Here is a 20,089-nt window from a genome sequence, read left to right on the forward strand (position 1 = left end):
GCGCGAAAATGGTGCGAAAATTTGGTTTTGAGGGGTTTCTGCTACATTCTGGGGCGCATTTTCCAGCTGGCCGGCGCGGTAAAACAGGTAGTGCTCTGGTGGTTTTTAAGAATTGTTTATTTATTGAAAGATTGACAGATCCCAATCACTCCTGTGGGTAGTCAGGCAAGAATGACTTGCTGTTTGCCAACTTTGAATGGGGGAATCCTTATGTTCAAGTGTCTTGCCACTAAAAGCGCGCCTATCGTCATCGCCTTGCTTTGCGCGCACATGCTTTCCGGATGCGTAACAAAGACAGTGCCAGTGGTAGCATCGGCCTCAAGCTATGAATGCAGGCCGACGCCAGTCGATGGCTTGCCCATGGCGGGGGAGGGTGCGTATGGATGCCATTTTCAACTGCTCGATACTGAGACGAAAGCAATTCTCGTCAATACACCGTATTCACTCGACATCTATGCACCGTCAAAATCGGCAGCCTCAGAAACACCATTTCTCACCACACTGAAAGGTGTGACAGATGCGCATGGGCGATCCGGATTCATACGGGCATCATTTCCCATCACTCCCGAGCGCATGCGATTTGTGCGGGTGGTGGGAAGCGGGCCATATGGCCTCAGTCCTCAATTGTTGCGCCCGACGGACGGCTCGGGCGTGGCCGGCATGCATTATCACGTGACAGGTTGCGGATACGATCAAACAGGCATTACCGATGAGCAAGGTCTTGCTCCCCTGTTTCTCAGTGTATCCGAGTGCAAACTGAAAGCGGCTTTTTACATGTGCCGTAATGGCAAGTGCCCGACCAAGTGACGTCCCCGTCGCCCACCTTGCGTAGCCCATAAACGACAACGCCAGCCCGAAGGCTGGCGTTGTCGTCACTATGCTGCCAGGAGCGTCACCCCGCCATGCTGCGCAGAATCAGCCCCGTGATGTAGGCGCCGTAGGTGCCCAGCGCGTAGCCGAGCACGGCCAGCAGCACGCCGACGGGGGCCAGGGCCGGGTGGAAGGCGCTGGCGATGACGGGGGCGGAAGCGGCGCCGCCGATATTGGCTTGCGATCCGACGGCCATGAAGAACAGCGGTGCGCGGATCAGCTTGGCGACGAGCAGCATCAGGCCGCCATGCACGGCGATCCAGATCAGGCCCAGCAGGAACAAAAATGGCTTGTCGAACAGGGCTTTCAGGTCCATGTGCATGCCGATGGTGGCCACCAGCACGTACAGCATGGCAGAGCCGATGGTCGAGGCGCCCGCGCCTTCCAGGCTGCGCGCCTTGGTAAAGCTGAGCAGCAAGCCGAAGGTGGTGGCGAGCACGACGATCCAGAAGAAGTTCGACGTCAGGCTGTAATCCTGCAAGCGCCATGCTGCGGGCAGGGTGGTGATCCAGCTGATGATGGGGCCGGCCAGGAAGTGCGACAGGCCCGTCACGCCCAGGCCCACGCCGAGGATGATCATGATGTCGGTCAGATTGGCCACGCGCGCGTGCTGGGCGCGGTAGCTTTCGATGCTGTCCTTGAGCGCATTGATTGCGGACAAATCGGCACCGGTCCAGCGGTCGAAGGCGCCCGCGCGGCCGGCCAGGAACAGCAGCACGGCCGTCCAGACGTTGGCCACCAGCACGTCGACGGCGACGAACTGGCCGAACAACGTGGCATCCACTTCAAACACTTCCTTCATGGCCGCCTGGTTGGCGCCGCCGCCTATCCACGAGCCGGCGACGGTCGTCATGCCGCGCCACGTATCGCCCGCCACTGTTTCCGGGTGGATCAAACGTAAGGCTTCGAACGAGACGAGGGCGCCCAGCATGACGCCCAGCGTGCCCGTCAAAAACATGATGATGGCCTTGGGGCCGAGGCGAATGATGCCGCCGAAATCGATGGCCACGCACAGCAGCACCAGCGCGCTGGGCAGCAGGTAATCGCGCGCCACGGCGTACAGCCCGGAAGCGTTGCCGTCGATGATGCCGAAGGTGTTGAGCAGTGCCGGGATCAGATAGCACATCAGCAGGGAAGGAATGTACGTGTAGAACTTTTTCCAGAAGCCGTCGGGGCGGGAGGCGCTCCAGAAGACGGCCCCCAGGGTCATGGCGAGCAGGCCGAGGACGACGGCGTCATTGGTGATCAGGGCGGGTGTGGCAGGTGGCATCGGGGATTCCGGTGAACGTGTCAGGGACGCACGGGATGCCGATCTGGCCCCCGGGCGCGGGTGGCCGTATCGTATAGCAATGTTGAAGCCTAAACAAATTATTTAGGTAATGCCAGCAGGGATTTTTCTTGTCAAATCAAACACTTGGAAACTGCTGCGCCACCTGGCGCAGCAGACTGGCGGTTACAAATAGCGCGCCAGCAAGGCCTTGTCGAGAGCACCGTCGAGTTCGATGCGCACGAAGTGGCCGCTGCCGGGCGCCACCTGGATCTCGCTGCCGTCGTCGCTGAGCATGCGGGTAATGGTGAAGTCGCGGTTGCCGCCCGGATGCACGGCCTCGATGCGGTCGCCCACGGCAAAGCGGTTTTTCACGTCCACCCGCGCCCAGCCGTCCGTCACGCCCAGCACGTCGCCCACGTACTGGCTGCGGTCGGCCTCGGACGCGCCGCGCATGTAGTTCTGGTGTGCCTGCGTGTGGTGGCGTTGATAGAAACCGTCCGTGTAGCCGCGGTTGGCCAGGCCTTGCAGCTGGCCCAGCAGGCCAATGTCGAAGGGGCGGCCCGCGACGGCGTCATCGATGGCCTGGCGGTAGACTTGCGCCGTGCGCGCCGCGTAGTACAGCGACTTGGTGCGGCCCTCGACTTTCAGCGAATCGACGCCGATTTTCACCAGGCGCTCGATATGCTCGACGGCGCGCAAGTCCTTCGAATTCATGATGTAGGTGCCGTGCTCGTCTTCGAGGATCGGCATCAACTGGCCCGGACGCTGGGCTTCTTCGATGAAGTATGGCTGATCGGCCAGCGGGTGGCGCGGCTGCTGATGCAGGGCGGAAAACGCGTTATTGTCGGCCTCGGCCAGCGCCTGGTGAAATTCCAGCGGCACCACCTGCATGCCGCCCAGGTCGCCGCTGGCGTCTTCGGACGCGTTTTTCACCTTGTAATCCCAGCGGCAGGAATTTGTGCACGTGCCCTGGTTCGGATCGCGATGGTTGAAATAGCCGGACAGCAGGCAGCGGCCCGAATAGGCGATGCACAGGGCGCCGTGGACGAATACTTCCAGTTCCATTTCCGGGCAGCGCTGGCGGATTTCCTCGATTTCGTCGAGCGACAGCTCGCGCGACAAAATCACCCGCGTCAAGCCCATGCGGTGCCAGAACTTCACGTCGGCCCAGTTGACGGCGTTCGCCTGCACCGACAGGTGCACGGGAACGTCCGGCCATTTGTCGCGCACCATCATGATCAGGCCGGGATCGGCCATGATCAAGGCATCCGGGCGCATGGCGATCACCGGCTCCATGTCGCGCAAATACGTTTTCAGCTTGGCGTTGTGGGCGAAGATATTGCTGGCGACAAAGAATTGCTTGCCACGTGCATGCGCGCCATCAATGCCTTCCTGCAAGGCTTGCAAAGTCGAAAAGTCGTTATTGCGCACGCGCAAGCTGTAGCGCGGCTGGCCCGCATAGACGGCGTCGGCGCCAAAATCGAAGGCGGCGTGCATCTTGGCCAGGGAGCCGGCAGGCAGGAGGAGTTCGGGAGCGTGGCGCATGGGGGATGGGCAAAGCCGGCGATCTTATGCTGGCTGGCCCCATATTGCATTGCCTAACGTCAAGAAATTGCACTAATTCGACACCATGGGAATGCATTTTCCTGCGTCGAAACAGACAGTCGTTTTTAACTAAGATACGCGTGTAATTTGTGTCGCGAGAGCTGGCCAGAGCGATAGTTTATGAGTAATGAATGATTTGAATCGGTACTGCTCCGGTTTGCTCGACGCTAATATCTCTCCTGCTTTTGCCTTCCACATACCGAAGACTACAACCTCATCACCAGTATTGAGTTTTGCCAGCCAGTCAGCACTCTCGCACCAGACACTGGCTTCGACGCCGATACCAATTTCCGGATCATTGGCATCCGCAAGGTATTTGTTTTTTGTGAGGTTCAATACATTGCTTGTTTGATTCTTGCCTATGCCAATGCGCTTCGATTTGACCGTGCCATGCAAGGCGATAGGGTGTTGTACTGTATTGCGTATCGCATTTCTGTAGGCATCAAGATGGCGCTCTGTCTCGAAATAGAAATGAGACCATGGTACGGTCGTGTTACCTTCGAATATCAATTCCAGATACATCGCAATCTCTTCGTCCTCATCGCAGAGTGCACGTAATTGCAGCACACGCTTGGCCGAGTTGATATAGGCGGGAAGTTTTCCTCGTGAACTTTCAAATGTTTTGCTACTGCCGTTTGCAGATTTTTCGTCACTATTCGTTGCTTTTTTGCTCAATTCTGACAATGCGTCTCTGATCATGACCAGGCGCAGCCGGTATTGGCCATTGCGGATGCTTTCAAAGAGCCCCGTCGATTCGTTTGCTATCGATTTGACCTTGTCGTTGATGGCATGCTTGCATCCTTCTGCATGATGGCCGCCAGGAAGCAAACGGAAATAAGCAGATACCAGATAAGGTTTGTCGTCCCGCTCCCGCGTATGTGCATTCTGATGGGTGACGTGAACAGAGCAATGGGAGCAACGAAGGGGCTCCGTGCCTTTTCCCTTCGAATAAATTTCGGCGGTCCATTCAATGCCAGCACTGTCGAGTGCTGTGTTCATTTTGATACCCATTACAGTTCCTTTTGTTGGCCTCGAGCAATCATTCTAGCTGCCACCTTGAGGATTGTGCCCCTGGGTATGTCGCTAAAGGAATCCTTGAGTTGGATTTCAACATAAAAACCGGCGCAGTCGGGCAATTAGACTATTTGTCCGCATCATTAGTGCCCAATAGCCAGAAAGAAGATTTTCCAGTTAGGCGGCACGGTTTTCACCAGCAGGAGATTCTCCACCAAGGACATGCACGATCGGGCTGGTGTCACTGCCATGTGCCTGTCGCATCGTCTCCGGCGCAAAATCGTCGACCTGTATCAAACCGTCGACCAGGCGCGCAACTTCCAGCAAGGTATTGTGCTCCTGGCAGCTGACCGAGCCTGCCGCCTTGGCCGTCGCCAGCCACTGCTGCATGGCGGACAGGCTTTGCGGCAGGTGCCGCAGGGCCGCGCCTTCGGGTGTATCCTTCAAGCGTTTCTCGATGTGCAGGATGTCGGGCAGCAGGGCTAGCGCCCGTTCGGCGCAGGCCACGGGATCTGCCGCGTCGCTGGCCACATGGCCGTCGGCCAGCAGGCGTTCGCGGTCGGCGCCCGGCGTTTGCAGGGCCAGCGCCACTTCACTGCCCAGTTCGTCGGACGGTGGACGATGGGGCAGGCCAAACGGGAACAGCAGGGTGCGCAGCAGCATGGCCAGCACACGCGCCGGGAAATTGTCGAGCACGCCCGTCAAACCCTGCTGCGCCTTGACCAGCGTATCCTGCAGCGACCAGTGCACATAGGGCAGATCGGGCTCGGGCCGGCCATCATCCTCGTAGCGTTTCAGCACGGACGAGGCCAGGTACAGTTGCGCCAGCACGTCGCCCAGCCGGGCGGACAGCCGTTCGCGGCGCTTGAGTTCGCCGCCAAGCACGAACATCGACATATCCGTCATGACGGCAAACGCCGTCGACAGCCGCGTCAACGCGCGGTAATAGGGCGCCAGTGCGGGCGCGCCGGCGTCGGGCGCGGCCGCCAGGCGCGCGCCGCCCAGTCCGTACCACAATCCCCTGGCCAGGTTGCCCAGCACAAAGCCCACGTGGCCAAAGAAGGCTGCATCGAAATCGCGCAGGGCCTTGCGGCCGTCGCTTTCGCTGACGGCGGCCATTTCCCTGAGCACATATGGATGGGCGCGGATGGCGCCCTGGCCAAAGATGATCAGGCTGCGCGTGAGGATGTTGGCGCCTTCGACCGTGATGGCGATGGGGATTTGCTGGTAGGCACTGGCGAGGAAATTGTTCGGTCCCACGCAGATGCCCTTGCCGCCGAGAATGTCCATGCCGTCATTGACGAGCGCGCGTCCCCGTTCCGTGACGTGATATTTGACGATGGCGGAAATGACGGCCGGCTTTTCGCCCAGGTCGACGGCGTGCGCGGCCAGGGTGCGGGCCGCATCCATCAGGTACAGGTTGGCGCCCATGCGGGCCAGCGCTTCCTGCACCCCTTCGAACTTGCCGATCGGCATGTTGAACTGGCGCCGCACGGCCGCATACGCGCCGGTGCCGCGCACGGCCATCTTGCCCATGCCCACGCTGGACGAGGGCAGAGAGATGGCGCGCCCGGCCGCCAGGCATTCCATCAGCATGCGCCATCCTTTGCCCACTTGCGCCTGGCCGCCGATGACCCAGTCGATGGGGATGAACACATCTTGACCGGACGTGGGGCCGTTCTGGAAGGCGGCGTTCAAGGGGTGATGGCGGCGGCCGATCACCACGCCGTCGTGGCTGGCGGGGATCAGCGCGCAGGTGATGCCGGGCGCATCGTTGTCGGACAGCAGATGTTCGGGATCGCTGGTCTGAAATGCCAGGCCCAGCAAGGTCGCCACGGGCGCCAGGGTGATGTAGCGCTTGTTCCAGCTGAGGCGGAAACCCAGGGTAGCGCGGCCCTCATGCATGCCCATGCACACGACGCCCAGGTCGGGAATGGCGGCCGCGTCGGAACCCGCGTACGGGCTGGTCAGGGCAAAGCAGGGAATCTCCGTACCGGCGGCCAAGCGCGGCAGATAATGGTTTTTCTGTTCTTCGGTGCCGTAGTGCAACAACAGTTCAGCCGGCCCCAGCGAATTGGGCACCATTACGGTCACGGCCAGCGCCGAGCAGCGGCTCGACAGCTTCATCACCACTTGGGAATGCATGTAGGCGGAGAACTGCTTGCCGCCGTACTGCTTCGGGATGATCATGCCGAGGAAACCCTGGCTTTTCATGTAGTCCCAGGCTTGCGGCGGCAAATCCTGCGCCTGCTGCGTTTCCCAGTCGTTGACCAGTTCGCACAGCCGCTCGACGTCATGCTCGAGAAAGTGGCGCTCTTCGGCCGTGAGCGCAGCGCGTCCATAGCCCAGCAGTTTTGGCCAGTCGGGCTTGCCGGAAAACAGCTCGGCATCCCACCACGTGGTGCCCGCTTCGAGCGCGTCGCGTTCCGTGTCGGACATCGTCGGCAAGATGCGCTTGAACAAGGCCAGCAGGTGTGGGGTAATCAGGGCGCGGCGCACGGGGCCGGGCGCGAACAGTGCAACCAGGCCCAGCAGGGCCAGCATCAATATGATCGTCAGCATGCGATATCTCCCTGTGTAATGAGGACAGGGTAGTCCGATGCGGCCGATGTTACTGTGCGGTACAGCGCATACGCACAACGCCAACCGCAGGGGCTGGCGTTGTAGGGGCTGGCGTGAGGCGAATTAGCGTTGTGGCACGACAATCACCGTGTCGCCGGCCTTGCCTTTGGCGCCAGTGTCGCACCGGCAGGGCCGATGACGACTGGTACTACGGCGGGCGCTGCCTGACCCGCTTATTTGACGGTGAAACTCTGGTTGTAGCCGCCATTCGTACTCGTATAGCCCAATACATCATCGAAAGCCAGCGAGCTGATTAGCCATGCGCCCGCTTTGGCGCCTGCGGGGATCCTGACCGTCGAACTGAAGGTGGCATGCTTCGCATCGCCGGATGCCAGCACCCATGTGCTGTCGATGCGGGTGCCGCCGATATCGGCGAGGTTGTACCAGGAGGTGCCGGGCAGGGCGTTGAGATTGACCCCGGTGGCATCTGTCACGGTCACCGTGGCCGTCACCAGTTGGCTTGCCTGGGAGGCATTAACGATGCTGGGGGTGACGGTGATGGCTGACACGGCGGGGCCCGCCGTGTCGCTGAGTCCATCGTTTTGCACGGTGAAACTCTGGCTGTAGCCGCCATTCGTACTCGTATAGCCCAATACGTCACTGAACGATGTCGCACCAACCAGCCATGCGCCCGCTTTGGCACCGGCTGGGATCGTCACCGTCGAACTGAAAGTGGCATGCTTCGCGTCGCCGGAGGCCAGTACCCATTTGCTATTGATGCGGGTGCCGCCGATATCGGCGATGCTGTGCCAATAGGGGGAGGGCAGATCTTTGAGATTGATTCCGGTGTCGTCTGTCACGGTCACCGTGGCCGTCACGCGTTGGCTCGCCTGCGAGACGTCAACGGTGCTGGGATTGACGGTGATGGCTGACACGACGGGGCCCGACGTGTCGTTGTCTCCATCGTTTTGCACGGTGAAACTCTGGCTGTAGCCGCCATTCGTACTCGTATAGCCCAATACGTCACGGAACGATGTCGCACCAACCAGCCATGCGCCCGCTTTGGCGCCGGCGGGGATCGTCACCGTGGAACTGAAGGTGGCATGCTTCGCGTCGCCGGAGGCCAGCACCCATTTGCTGTCGATGCGGGTGCCGCCGATATCGGCGATGCTGTGCCAATAGGGGTGGGGCAGGGCGTTGAGATTGATTCCGGTGGCATCTGTCACGGTCACCGTGGCCGTCACGCGTTGGCTTGCCTGCGAGACGTCGACGGTGGCGGGGGTGACGGTGATGGCTGACACGGAGGGTCCCGACGTGTCGACGGTGCTGGCGCTGACCGTGACCGTTGCATCCGCACTGTTCGCTTTGCCATCGTTGACGATGAGTTTGGCGACATACAAGCCGGAGGCATCGGCGGTAAAGGTGGTCCTGGCCGCGCTGACAGAGGACAAGGTGGCCGTACTGTTCGCCGGTTTTTCCGTGAGCATCCAGGCAAACGTCAACACATCGCCATTGGCATCCGAGCTGGCGCTGCCATCGAGTTCGACCACGCTGCCGGACAAGACATTCTGCGCGTAGCCTGCGTTCGCAACCGGCGCCGCATTGGCTACACTGGCCGTAATGCTGACTGCCGCGGCGTTGCTGCTGACCTTGCCGTCGTTGACGATGACGCTGGCAACATAGGTGCCAGCCACATCCGCCGTAAAAGTGGGTCTGGCGGAGGTCGGCGACGCCAAGCTTGCCGTGCTGCCTGCCGGTTTGGATTGCAGGGTCCACGCATAGCTGAGTGTACGGCCGGCATCTGCCGAGCTGGCGCTGCCATCGAGAGTAACGACAGTGCCCGTCACCACGCTTTGTACCGGTCCGGCCTGGGCGACAGGGGGGACTGCGGCAATATCGGCGATGACTTGCTTGATGGTGTCTGGATTGCTGATCTTGGCCAGCGCGGTCACGACCTGGGTAAGCTGGGCGGCATTGATTTTTATTCTGAGCGCATCGAGAAGCCTGTCCTGCGCATCGCCGCCGGCCGGGTTGCCTTGCGTCGCCGCTTTCAATGGCGTGGAAAGGAAATCAGCGAGCGGGGTCGTGTCGACGACACCGCTCAGTACCGCAGCCACGTCAGCCTGCGCTGCTTTCACCGCAGTGCTATTGATTTTGCTGCCGGCAATAGCGGAGTCAAAAGCGGCAAAAAAGACCGCGGGTTCGTTCCCCAATACCCGCGCCGTCAGCATTTCGGTCAGTGGTGTGATATTGGCAGTGGCGGCGTTGCCGCTTCCCAGTACGAGCGTGTGCAATTTGGAGCCATCAGCCGGATCGGTGATCTGGAGCAGGCACGGCAGTTGGCCACCGGCGGCGGCAAGGCTGTAGCTGCCGTCGGCCAGCGTCGTGGTGTTGCCTGTGCCCGTCTGGCATTTGGCAGTAATCATGGCGCCAGCAATTGCTTTCCCCGTTGCGGCAGTGCCGTTGACGGTTAACTCTGCCGGGCTAGCAGGGGCCGGTGAGGCGCCGCTACCGCCGCCGCCGCATGCAACGAGCATGCACGAACCAAGCATAATTGCCAAAGTTTTCATCGAATCTATCCATTTTCAATTTTTAAAGTGATGCCATGTGGCGTCACGCTCAAACGGCCAAGCTCTTGCCGGAGTCAGTCTGTTAAGGGAAATTATATATCTTTAAGCAATAGTTCATGCCTTGAAATTGAAGGCGATGCAGCTGAAGGGAGTGAGGGATGGATTTTTTCAAGCGGCGCGCAGCGCTGCGCGGTTGCAGCGTGACTGGCGACAGGCTGGACGCGAACAATTCAGCAAACAAAAAAGCCAACCCAAAGGTTGGCTTTTTGCTATGTACTGCTGAATTCTTGGTGGCCCGGGGCGGAATCGAACCACCGACACAAGGATTTTCAAGGCAATGTCCAAATTGAAGCATTCCCTTATTGTATCTCTTAGCAAGAGGCAGACGTCAGACTGAACCTACTTGCTAAGCGAGCTATGCGGCCGGGGCACATATTAGCGGTTACACCCGCAGCGATTGATAAGAGTACAGCGCCTACTGGTTTGAAGATTGACAACACAAGCAACGCGTGAAGTGCAACCATGATTTCGCCTTTCTCAGCTGCAAAAAACACAGCAGATATTGAGTTGGGTTGTTCGACCAGAATCGATGTAAACATCATTAATGCTACAGCTACGACAAAGTTGCGCCAGGATGCAACCCCGGCCCCGGGTAGTCAGTTGGCACGCAATGTGCCGAATTCTTTAAGTGCGTCCTCCATCGAATGGACAATAATGAGCTTGTCTCTAACTGGCTTCAAAAAACCTTCAATACGGTTTTTATACAGAGCATCGTATTCGCTATTGGAGAGCGAGAGCATCGCAAGATGGCGAGCATGTCGTTCATCTCTTTCCGGAAAACGCAGAGATAGTTTAGCATCAATATTGCGTTGACGCTCAACTTGGTCGATTGTTAAGTGATATATGCGGTCTGCATACTTCAAGCTGCGTCCGATCCAGCTGAAATAAACACCTTCGGCAACCCATGCTTCTTTGCTGGAGTAGGTCTTGACTGCTGCCAGCCGGTCTTCGCGGCACCGGGGTCGAAAAAAGTCAGAGTCAGCATATGCCATATGGTCCAATTCGATGTGTGGCAACCCGCTTAGCTCGCAGATTATTTTTGCTAACGCCGTTTTTCCGCTTCCCGGGCCGCCGAGGACATGCAGTCTTTTCATTAATATTATCCAATAGATAGCCAAGGGAATAGCTCGCGGAACGGTATGAGCGGCGCCCCGCTCTGCGCTGCTCTTCACCTGCAAATTGCTTGCCGCGAAGTCGAAATGGATCATGCGCAGACAAGCCTTATGAAAGCGTAGCCCCTCTTTATCCGATAGAGCAACTGGTAACGTCACTGCAGGTGGAGCTAAATATCACATTGATAAAATTTACACATTTCCTGCTGGCATGTCAACCCAAGCCGATTGTTTGCTTCGATAACGGTAACTGGTTACGGCACATCGTATCAACGACGAGATTACGTTTCCGTCCCCCAACCTTTTTGCCTACCTCTAATACACTCTTCCCGCCTTGGAGTGGTAATCCCCATTTTTAGAGCGCGCTAAAAGTAGAGGTTAAGCGGCCAAGGCCAGTTTCTGTTTTGGCGTAATGCCGCCAAGTGCCATTTTCGGCCGGTCGTGGCTGTACGTCCACTGCCAGCGGATTGCAAAATCCTGGATCTCGTCGAGCGTGTCGAACAAGTGATGGGCCATCGGATTCGTCGCGCCGGAGCAGCGCCACGCCGGGCTTGATGCCGCGCTGCTACGCGAGCGAACCGTCGTCTACGAGGCCGCCATGGCCCTGTACCCCAACCGCTGGAGTGGCTATGTCCGCAACTGGCTGTCGGCTGAGATCGTGCATCTGAACCCCGAGAAAGGACACTTTAATTAATCGAACGAAAACTGAAACGTGTAGCTATCGGCGCGCTTGACCCCAATCAGACTATACGTGCTCTTGGCGAGCTTCGGCTACAGGAGCCTGGGATTGAAATTACTAGGTTCGCCCTTGATTTTGTTCTGCGGTTGCATGAGCTTAACCAGCAATTTTCAGCTTTGCATCCGGTGCGCGGTATGCATCGAAATGCTGAGCAAACGAATGATCCCGTGAAGCAGGGTGAAGTGGGACCCAATGGCCACCGAATCGGCTATAACGATGACGGCGACAAGGTCGAGTGGATACCATTTGAGGACGAAGACGGGGGAGGGGTTGGCCTATGGTGCTCCGTCGCAACGATAACGCAACCCTGAGGGAATATAACGATCTGTGGGATAAAGTATGGTGGAATCGTCACTAAAACTGGCTACATCGTCCCGCAACCGGAGAGGATAAGCTTGAGGCCGGTCAAAAAGAATTGCTTGCGACAGCGAAAGCTGCGGACAAGCGAATCGAGAAGAAATTCGGCAAGAAAAATCTCGGCTGGGATGATTTCGAATGGGGGGTGTTGAGTGGACGCATGTCTGAACTAAGCTGGGTACTTGGTGCCGAATGGAACGAGTCACTAGATACCTAAAACAAATTAGGTAAAGATGACTTGGCTGCGGCGCGGCGAAGAGTAGCTGGGTCAAGTGCAGGAAATAGACCGGACACGAAGACTTCCTGTTCCGGAAACAAAAAAGCCAACCCGAAGGTTGGCTTTTTGCTATGTACTGCTGAATTCTTGGTGGCCCGGGGCGGAATCGAACCACCGACACAAGGATTTTCAATCCTCTGCTCTACCGACTGAGCTACCAGGCCAAGGCGGCGAATTATAGCAGAAAGACTTTCCACCTGACCAGAGCTGGCTGTGTTCAAATGCAACAGATGGCCAAAACATGGTGTTTTGACATCCTTGTATGACCTGAAGGGATGTGGCGATGCAGCGACGTATTGGAGTGCAGGGCTTGGCGGTGGCGGGCTTGTTCAGTTTGTTGTGCGGTACGGCGCGGGCCGACGGGCTGGCCGAGCTGAATGCGGCGCTGGCGCGCTTGCAGGGCCAGATGCCGATCAAGGCGCAGGTCGAATCGAAATCCTGGCGCCGCGAGGGCGAGGGCAAGGCGGCAGAAGAGGATAGCGGCCAGGCCACGGTCACTGTCGAGGGCGGGCCGGCGGGCTTGCAGGTGCTCTACGGAAAGGACTTGCTGGCGAAAGTGGAGGCCGAGCAGCGCGCCAGGGTAAAGGATCCGAAGGTCAAGACGCCGATCGGCTTTGCGCTGGGGGAAATGAAGGCGACGGAACTGCGTTCCATGGTGTCGGCGGCGGATGCCTTGTCGCGCGAGATCGAGGAGGCCGTGTTCAGCGGCGAAAAAATGGATAGCTACAAGGGCAAGCCGGCGCGGCTGCTCAGCTTTACCTTGTCGCTCGACAAAGTGCCTGAGAAAGACCGCAAGTATGTGAAGAAGTTCGACGGCGGCCTCGATGTGTGGATCGCCGCGGACGGCGCGCCGCTGGCCAGTCATTTCCACGTGGATGTGAGCGGGCGCGCCTTTGTCGTCATCAGCTTTACGCAAAAGACGGACGAGACGCGCCAATATGGCGTCAGCGGCGACCATTTATTGTTGCTGCGTAAGGAGAGCAAGAATGCCATGTCGGGCGCGGGTGAGAAAGTGGAAAGCAAGATCGTCAAGACCTTGCAGCTGCAGCCCTGACGTGTTGCAGTTGAACTCGATTACATGGCGGCGCTGCCGCCCAGGCCGCTCTTTTGCAGCACGCAGCGCCCTGCCTCGCAGGTGGCGCCCGGGTCCGTGACGATGGAGCAGGTGGACATCATGCCGTCCGCCTGCTGCTGCTTGCGGCTCGCTTCGGCTTGCGCCTGGGCCAGTGCCTTGAGTTTCTTGCCGTCATTGCTTTTGCTGGACCAGGCCAGGTAGCGCTCGGGGCCGCCGCAAGCCTTGGCGCCGATGGCGATGGTCTGGCATTGCTGGGTGGAATCGCAGGCGGCGGCGCCCACTTCCGCCTGGATTTGCGCCAGCAAGCCGGCATTGCCGGGGGCGGGCGGTGCATCGTCTTGCGTGGGGGCGCTGCCGCAGGCGCTGGCGGCCAGCAGCAGGAAGCTGGCGCAGGCGGCGCGCAGCAGGGGCAACAGGGTAGGGTAGGTTGGCGTTTGCATGTCCTTATCATGTGCCAGGCTTGCGTAAATGGCAAGCGCGATTCGTACTTGGCCAGAACCTTGATCCCGGTCATTTCCATTGTCAACCCGTCAAAGTTAATATAAATCAACATCCAACCAGCGATGTACGGGTGGCAACCGGGCCGGTGCGCTGCATTCCCGCGCCGGCGCACGCCGCCGATTCGGGAATGTTTCCAGGAGTTAGACTATGCGCCGCACCCTTTCACCCTTCCTCTTCATCACCAGCCTGGCCTTTGGCGGCATCCTGCATGCTGCGGAAAAGGAACCGATCCAGCCGATTACTGCCGCCAAAGTGGCCAATCCAGCCATGGTCGAGCTGGGCAAGAAACTGTTTTTCGATCCGCGCCTGTCGCGCTCGGGCTTCATTTCCTGCAACAGCTGCCACAACCTGAGCATGGGCGGCACGGACAATATCAAGACCTCGATCGGCCACAACTGGCAGCGCGGGCCCATCAATTCGCCCACGGTGCTCAATTCCAGCATGAACGTGGCGCAATTCTGGGATGGCCGCGCCAAGGATTTGCAGGAGCAGGCGGGCGGCCCCATCGCCAATCCCGGCGAGATGGCTTTTACGCACGAGTTGGCCATCGACGTGCTGGCCTCGATTCCCGCCTACCGCGCGGAGTTCCGGCAAGTGTTTGGCCAGGATAAACTGACCATCGAGCAAGTCACGCGCGCCATCGCCGCCTTTGAAGAGGTGTTGGTGACACCCGGTTCGCGCTTCGATCAATGGCTGTCGGGCAAGAAAAGCGCGCTGACGAAAGACGAGCTGGCCGGCTACCAGCTGTTCAAATCGAGCGGCTGCATCGCCTGTCATAACGGCCCCGCCGTGGGCGGCAACACTTTCCAGAAGATGGGCGTCGTCGAGCCGTACAAGACGGCGATGACGGCAGAAGGGCGCTCGGCCGTGACGGGCAAGGATGTCGACCGTTTCAACTTCAAGGTACCGACCCTGCGCAACGTGGAATTGACCTACCCGTACTTCCACGATGGCGAAGCGGCAACCCTGACGCAAGCCGTCGATGTGATGGGCCGCTTGCAGCTGGGCCGCACCTTTACGCCCGACGAAAACGCGAAACTGGTGGCCTTTCTGAAAACCCTGACGGGCAAGCAGCCGCACATCGTGCTGCCGATCCTGCCGCCATCGTCGGACACGACGCCGCGGCCCGTGCCGTTTGACTGAGTGAGTGTGGTGTCGGATTACGCCCTTGCGGGCTAATCCGATCTACGCCGGAGCGGGTAGGTCGGATTAGCGGCACGCCGCGTAATCCGACATTTTTTGCTGATATCGCTTACTTCAGCGTGCGCTGGAATAATTGGTAAATCCGGCGGTACTCGTCATACCACGCTTCCGGCTGCACGAAGCCGTGGCGCTCCATCGGGTAGCTGGCCATTTCCCAGTTATCCTTTTTCAGCTCGATCAGGCGCTGCGACAGGCGCACGGAGTCCTGGTAAAACACGTTGTCGTCGATCATGCCATGGGCGATCAGGAGGTTGCCCGTCAGCTTGTCCGCATATTCGATCGGCGACGAGATTTTATACGCTTGCGGATCGATGTCCGGCGTGTTCAGGATGTTGGCCGTGTACTCGTGGTTGTAGGTGGTCCAGTCCGTCACGGGACGCAGCGCGGCGCCCGACTTGAAGACCTCCGGCGCGCGCATCAGGGCCATCAGGCTCATGAAGCCGCCATAGCTGCCGCCATAGATGCCCACGTTCCGGATGTCGCCCTGGTGCTGCTGTGCCAGCCAGTTGGCGCCGTCAATAAAATCTTCCAGTTCCGGGTGGCCCATCTGGCGGTAGATGGCCGTGCGCCAGGCGCTGCCGTAACCGAGCGAGGCGCGGTAGTCGACGTCGAGCACGATGTAGCCTTGCTCGACCAGCAAGTTGTGGAACATCTGTTCGCGGAAATACACGGGATAGCGCTCGGTGACATTCTGCAGGTAGCCGGCGCCGTGCGCGAACATGACGATCGGGTAGCGCTTGCCCGCTTCCAGCTGCTTTGGCCGGTACAGCTTGGCCCAGATCGGCGCCGCGCCATGCGTGGAGGGCACTTGCACCAGTTCCGGCATGACCCAGTTGCGCGCCTTGAAGGCGTCGCTGCGCGTATCCGTGAGGATATTCGCCTTGCCGCCAGAGACCGAAACGGTGGCCAGCTGGGCCGGCATATAGCTGGTGGAATAGCGCAGCAGCAGCTTGCCGTTATCGGGCGACAGGCCGAAGTTTTCCACGCCTTTCAAATTCGTGACTTCGCGCGCGCCGCCATCCCTGGCCGTGCTGGCGCACACTTCATACGTGCCCGGCGCCTGCCGATTGCACATAAAGTAGGCATTCTTGCCGTCGCGGCTCCATTCGACGGCGTTCACTTCCCACTGGCCGCTGGTCAGCGCGCGCGCCGGTGCCGTGCCCGTCTTTGCGTACAGGTGGGCGTAGCCGCTTTCCTCGGACAAATACCACAGGGTGGCGTTGTCGGGCAGCCAGCCGAATTCCTCGGCGCGGCGGTTGACCCAGGCCGCATCGCTGATGCGGTGCACGGGCACGAGGGCGCCGTTGGCCAGATCGACGTTGGCGAGCCAGCCGTCCTTGTTGTCGATGGCGCGGATGCGCACGGCGACCTTGCTGCCATCATCGGTCCAGGCGATGCCGTCGCGCTGGGCGTCGATGCGCACGGCACGGTTGCCTTTCAACGGCAGCAGTTTCTGTTCGGCGCGCAGTAGCGCCAGCGGGTCGGTGGCGATGCCGGGCAGGTTGTCAAAGGCGATCTCGCGCACCTGGCCCGTGCGCAGGTCGGCCAGCTTCAGGCTTTGCGCGATCGGCATGTTGCGGCCCACGCGCGTGCGCTCATCGTCCGCTTCCGGGTAGCCCGTTTCCGTCACGTAGCGGGCCAGTTTGCCCAGTTTGCCTTTTTCGGCGGCCTTGTCTTGCGTGACGAACAGCAGCCAGCGGCCATCCGGCGACAGGGCGCTGCCGGAAATCGTGACTTTCTCGCCCAGGTAGATAGGCTCCGGCGCGCGCGTGGCGTCCAGGCGGCGCTCTTCATGGCGGCGTTCGCGGCTCGCGTCGCGGTCTTCCTTCTGGCGCGCCAGGTTGACGATCAGGCGCAGCTGCAGTTCGCGCAGGGCGTCCGCTTCCGGCTTGGCGTCCGGGTCCTTGGCCGCGCGCAGCAGGGCGACGGGAGCGCTCAGGCGCTCCGCGCGGCTCCAGCTGAACCAGTCGCTGCCGCTGCGGTATTGCACGGCGCCGCCGTCGCTGGAATATTGCGGGTCGCTGATGGCCGTCACGCCGCGCGTGATCTGGATCAAGGCGCCGTTTTTCAGGTCGCGCTCGAACAAGTCGCCGTTGCGCAGCAGGATGGCGCGCGTGCCGGCCCGGTTGACGACCATTTGCTGGCCATCGAGGTTGGCCAGCTGCGCATCGTCGACCTGCTTGCCGCTATTGAGTTTCGCGTTCGCGCCTGGCAATTGATACGTGTCGCGCAGGGGCGAGCCGAGGCGTTTTTGCTTGTAGTAGAGCTGGCCATTCCAGCCCCACCATGCCGCTTCGACGGGCGTGCCGATCCAGTCGGGATCAGCCATGGCCTGGTCCAGCGTGATCGGCGTGGGCGCGGTGGCGGTGGAGGAAGGGGCCGCATGGGCGGCGGGCAGCAGAGAGAGCAGCAGCGGCAGCAAGGGAAGAACCAGACGCATCGGGGATCGCTTTAATCAAAGGGGATGGTGAAGGTACAGGCTATGAGGCCGGTATTCTAGCGGAGGAGTTTCGTACAGGAAATGTCGTAAAGCTAAGCTTGATTGTGAGCGAGCCAGCCGAGAAAGTCGGCTAGCGGCATGGGCCGCGCATACAGGTAGCCTTGCAAGCCGTCGCAATCGTGGGCGAGCAGGAAGTCGGCCTGCTCCTGCGTTTCCACGCCTTCAGCCACCACGCGCAAGCCCAGGTGGCGCGCCATGGCCAGGATCGCTTGCACGATGGCCGTGTCGCGCGCATCGCGCGGCGTGTCGTCGATGAAGCGCTTGTCGATTTTGAGTTCGTACAGCGGCATCGAGGTCAGGTAGGCAAGGCTGGAATAGCCGGTGCCGAAATCGTCGATGGAAAAGCGGATGCCCAGGGCCGCCAGCTCGCGCATGCGCGCCAGCGAGGCGTCGCGCTGGTCGATCAGCAAACCCTCCGTCAGTTCCAGGATCAGGGCGCCGGCCGGCGTGCCGTGTTCGGCCAGCGCGGCCTGCACGCGGGCGGCGAAATCGGGCTGGCGAAACTGGGCCGGACTGACATTCACCGACAGGGCGACGGGCGATCCGGCCTGCGCCAGCATGGTCGCCGCACGGCACGCCTCGCGCAGGGCCCAGTGCCCGAGCTTGACGATCAGTCCCGATTCCTCGGCGATGGGAATGAACACGCCAGGCGCGATGTATGTGCCGTCCGCTTGCGGCCAGCGCATCAGCAATTCGGCGCCCGTCACCCGGCCGTGACGGTCGACCTGCGGCTGCACGTGCATGCATAGTTGACTGGCATCGAGGGCGCGCGCCAGCGCCCGTTCCAGGGTCAGGCGGCGCTCCACGCCCGCCTGCATGGCCGCTTCAAAGAAGGCGATGCCGTTGCGTCCTTCCGCTTTGGCGCGGTACATGGCGATGTCCGCTTCGCGCAGCAGGTCGTGCGCCTGCTGGCCCGCTTTCGGCAGCAGGGTCACGCCGATGCTGGCGCTGCAATGATAGGACTGCCCGTCGATATCGAAGTCGCGCGCGATGGCGGCGCGGATTTTCTCGGCCACCTGGGCGGCCGCGCGGGCGGCGCTGTCCAGGTCATCGGCCAGGTGCGCCAGCAGCACGACGAATTCGTCGCCGCCGATGCGCGCCACCGTGTCGGCCTTGCGCATCAGCTGCGCCAGCCGTTCGCCCGCCAGGCGCAGCAGCGCGTCGCCGGTGGCGTGGCCGCGCGCGTCGTTGATGTGCTTGAAGTGGTCGAGGTCGATGAACATCAGCGCGCTGATGGACTGGTCGCGCGGTGCGGCGGCCAGCAGGTGAGCGATGCGGTCCATCAGCAGGCGCCGGTTGGGCAGGCCCGTCAGCACGTCGTAGAAGGCCAGGCGGTGGATGTCCGCTTCCGATTTCTTGCGCTCGTCGATTTCGCGCTCGACGGCCACCCAGTGCGTCTGCTTGCCGTCCGCATCCGTGAAGGGCACCAGTTCCGCCTCGACCCAGTAGGCCTTGCCGGCCTTGTTGTAGTTCAGCAATTCCGCCCTGGCCGGCTGGGCCTGGGCCATGGCGGCGGCGATGCGCGCCAGTTCGTCCGTATCGGTAGCGGGGCCTTGCTGGAACAGCAGGCTGCGGCCCAGCACTTCGGCGCGCGCATAGCCGCTGCTGCGCTCGAAGGCGTCGTTGACGAAGATGATGCGCGTGGCCGATACCGTGCCGGAGTCGGGGGCATCGCTCACTTCGGCGATCATGACCATATCGTTCAGGCGGGCCAGCGCCGTGGCCGTCAAGCGCAGGTCGGCGTTCAGCTGCGACAGGGCCTGGCTGCTGCGTTCCAGGTGGCGCAGCAGGAAGGCGCAGGACAGGGTCAGCACGGCGGCGATGAACAGGAAGTTCAGGGCCACGATCAGCGCGCGCAGCACGGGGGAGTCGGGCACGCCCTGCACGTGCAGGGCGACGTCGGGATGCAGGCCGAGGACAAAGATGGTCAGCGACGTCAGGGCCAGGGTCGACAAGGCGGGCCGCATCCCCAGCAGCAGGGCCGCCAGCACGGGCATGAGCATCATGTAGATCTGGCTGACGGGGCCGATTTTCAGCAGCAGGCCCACGCCCACCAGATAGGCGATGATGAGAAATTGCCACACGCGCCAGCGGTAGGGCATGGCGCGCCAATGCCAGATGAGGCCGATCCAGCCGATGGCGAGCACGTCGAGGATGACTATGGACCAGATAGCTTCGCGCGCGGCCAGCAGGGCGCTGGGAATGGCAGTGACGATGCCCAGCAGCAGCACCGCCTGCAGCAGGCGCGCAAAAATCTGTCCGCGCCAGTGCGCGAGATCGTTTGACGCGGCCACGCTGCCGTCCTTTCACCAGTGAGCTCTGCTGCCGAGCTGAGCAGTATGGTAAAAATATTACGCGGTATCTTTCAGCATGT

At 60.6% G+C, this 20,089-nt stretch carries 13 protein-coding genes, 1 tRNA gene and 1 pseudogene; 4 read left to right on the forward strand and 11 right to left on the reverse strand.

The features are described from left to right. Nucleotides 1-210: 210 nt before the first annotated feature. A complete protein-coding gene (locus tag FG13_RS30190) occupies nucleotides 211-807 on the forward strand; it encodes a hypothetical protein (protein WP_152598831.1) in 597 nt (198 codons plus the stop codon). An 85-nt stretch (nucleotides 808-892) separates the two neighbouring features. Here the strand turns inward: FG13_RS30190 and FG13_RS22140 are convergent, their stop codons facing one another. From FG13_RS22140 to FG13_RS30530, 5 genes are all read right to left on the reverse strand, one after another. Next, nucleotides 893-2,140 (reverse strand): DUF819 family protein, encoded by a 1,248-nt coding sequence (locus FG13_RS22140; RefSeq protein WP_035824382.1) that lies wholly within the window; start codon nucleotides 2,138-2,140, stop codon nucleotides 893-895. A gap of 183 nt (nucleotides 2,141-2,323) precedes the next feature. Next, complete coding sequence (gene trhP / locus FG13_RS22145) at nucleotides 2,324-3,685, reverse strand: prephenate-dependent tRNA uridine(34) hydroxylase TrhP (protein WP_035824385.1); 1,362 nt, start codon at nucleotides 3,683-3,685, stop codon at nucleotides 2,324-2,326. Nucleotides 3,686-3,814: 129 nt separating this feature from the next. Further along, nucleotides 3,815-4,756 (reverse strand): hypothetical protein, encoded by a 942-nt coding sequence (locus tag FG13_RS22150; protein ID WP_035824389.1) that lies wholly within the window; start codon nucleotides 4,754-4,756, stop codon nucleotides 3,815-3,817. 180 nt (nucleotides 4,757-4,936) lie between these two features. After that, nucleotides 4,937-7,321 carry an acyl-CoA dehydrogenase gene (locus FG13_RS22155; RefSeq protein WP_051959351.1) on the reverse strand — a complete coding sequence of 795 codons (2,385 nt, stop codon included), beginning with the start codon at nucleotides 7,319-7,321 and terminating at the stop codon, nucleotides 4,937-4,939. 233 nt (nucleotides 7,322-7,554) lie between these two features. Further along, nucleotides 7,555-9,891, reverse strand: a complete 2,337-nt coding sequence (locus tag FG13_RS30530; RefSeq protein ID WP_161784204.1) for a DUF7034 domain-containing protein — start codon at nucleotides 9,889-9,891, stop codon at nucleotides 7,555-7,557. A 158-nt stretch (nucleotides 9,892-10,049) separates the two neighbouring features. On the opposite strand from FG13_RS30530, the gene FG13_RS30535 reads away from it, so the two are divergent. Next, complete coding sequence (locus FG13_RS30535) at nucleotides 10,050-10,241, forward strand: hypothetical protein (RefSeq protein WP_161784205.1); 192 nt, start codon at nucleotides 10,050-10,052, stop codon at nucleotides 10,239-10,241. 306 nt (nucleotides 10,242-10,547) lie between these two features. Here FG13_RS30535 and FG13_RS29150 read toward each other — a convergent pair whose 3' ends face one another. From FG13_RS29150 to FG13_RS22170, 3 genes and pseudogenes are all read right to left on the reverse strand, one after another. Beyond that, nucleotides 10,548-11,159: a hypothetical protein gene (locus FG13_RS29150; RefSeq protein ID WP_051959355.1), complete on the reverse strand. Its 612-nt coding sequence runs from the start codon at nucleotides 11,157-11,159 to the stop codon at nucleotides 10,548-10,550. Between the two features lie 282 nt (nucleotides 11,160-11,441). After that, a pseudogene (locus FG13_RS31000) lies at nucleotides 11,442-11,579 on the reverse strand (IS3 family transposase); the annotation flags it as partial. Nucleotides 11,580-12,524: 945 nt separating this feature from the next. Continuing rightward, a tRNA-Phe gene (locus tag FG13_RS22170) sits at nucleotides 12,525-12,600 on the reverse strand. 119 nt (nucleotides 12,601-12,719) lie between these two features. Here FG13_RS22170 and FG13_RS22175 point away from each other — a divergent pair. Further along, a complete protein-coding gene (locus tag FG13_RS22175) occupies nucleotides 12,720-13,490 on the forward strand; it encodes a hypothetical protein (protein ID WP_235211789.1) in 771 nt (256 codons plus the stop codon). 20 nt (nucleotides 13,491-13,510) lie between these two features. Here the strand turns inward: FG13_RS22175 and FG13_RS22180 are convergent, their stop codons facing one another. Continuing rightward, nucleotides 13,511-13,951, reverse strand: a complete 441-nt coding sequence (locus FG13_RS22180) for a hypothetical protein (protein ID WP_051959357.1) — start codon at nucleotides 13,949-13,951, stop codon at nucleotides 13,511-13,513. 208 nt (nucleotides 13,952-14,159) lie between these two features. Here FG13_RS22180 and FG13_RS22185 point away from each other — a divergent pair, with 208 nt between their 5' ends. Further along, nucleotides 14,160-15,155, forward strand: coding sequence for a cytochrome-c peroxidase (locus FG13_RS22185; RefSeq protein WP_035824391.1), 996 nt, complete (start codon nucleotides 14,160-14,162; stop codon nucleotides 15,153-15,155). A gap of 109 nt (nucleotides 15,156-15,264) precedes the next feature. Here the strand turns inward: FG13_RS22185 and FG13_RS22190 are convergent, their stop codons facing one another. Beyond that, a complete protein-coding gene (locus tag FG13_RS22190) occupies nucleotides 15,265-17,655 on the reverse strand; it encodes a S9 family peptidase (RefSeq protein ID WP_035824393.1) in 2,391 nt (796 codons plus the stop codon). 92 nt (nucleotides 17,656-17,747) lie between these two features. Continuing rightward, a complete protein-coding gene (locus FG13_RS22195) occupies nucleotides 17,748-20,009 on the reverse strand; it encodes a putative bifunctional diguanylate cyclase/phosphodiesterase (RefSeq protein WP_035824396.1) in 2,262 nt (753 codons plus the stop codon). Between the last annotated feature and the right edge of the window lie 80 nt (nucleotides 20,010-20,089).

It is taken from the genome of Janthinobacterium sp. RA13, from assembly GCF_000745325.1.
GTDB classification, from domain to species: Bacteria; Pseudomonadota; Gammaproteobacteria; order Burkholderiales; family Burkholderiaceae_D; genus Janthinobacterium; species Janthinobacterium rivuli.

Excerpts from the sequence above, each read along its gene's own strand:
- FG13_RS30535 (WP_161784205.1), top strand. The coding sequence starts at position 10,050 with ATGGATTTTTTCAAGCGGCGCGCAGCGCTGCGCGGTTGCAGCGTGACT.
- FG13_RS30190 (WP_152598831.1), top strand. The coding sequence starts at position 211 with ATGTTCAAGTGTCTTGCCACTAAAAGCGCGCCTATCGTCATCGCCTTG.
- FG13_RS22155 (WP_051959351.1), bottom strand. The coding sequence starts at position 7,321 with ATGCTGACGATCATATTGATGCTGGCCCTGCTGGGCCTGGTTGCACTG.
- FG13_RS30530 (WP_161784204.1), bottom strand. The coding sequence starts at position 9,891 with ATGAAAACTTTGGCAATTATGCTTGGTTCGTGCATGCTCGTTGCATGC.
- FG13_RS22185 (WP_035824391.1), top strand. The coding sequence starts at position 14,160 with ATGCGCCGCACCCTTTCACCCTTCCTCTTCATCACCAGCCTGGCCTTT.
- FG13_RS22175 (WP_235211789.1), top strand. The coding sequence starts at position 12,720 with ATGCAGCGACGTATTGGAGTGCAGGGCTTGGCGGTGGCGGGCTTGTTC.
- FG13_RS29150 (WP_051959355.1), bottom strand. The coding sequence starts at position 11,159 with ATGATCCATTTCGACTTCGCGGCAAGCAATTTGCAGGTGAAGAGCAGC.
- FG13_RS22150 (WP_035824389.1), bottom strand. The coding sequence starts at position 4,756 with ATGGGTATCAAAATGAACACAGCACTCGACAGTGCTGGCATTGAATGG.
- FG13_RS22190 (WP_035824393.1), bottom strand. The coding sequence starts at position 17,655 with ATGCGTCTGGTTCTTCCCTTGCTGCCGCTGCTGCTCTCTCTGCTGCCC.
- FG13_RS22140 (WP_035824382.1), bottom strand. The coding sequence starts at position 2,140 with ATGCCACCTGCCACACCCGCCCTGATCACCAATGACGCCGTCGTCCTC.
- FG13_RS22180 (WP_051959357.1), bottom strand. The coding sequence starts at position 13,951 with ATGCAAACGCCAACCTACCCTACCCTGTTGCCCCTGCTGCGCGCCGCC.
- trhP (WP_035824385.1), bottom strand. The coding sequence starts at position 3,685 with ATGCGCCACGCTCCCGAACTCCTCCTGCCTGCCGGCTCCCTGGCCAAG.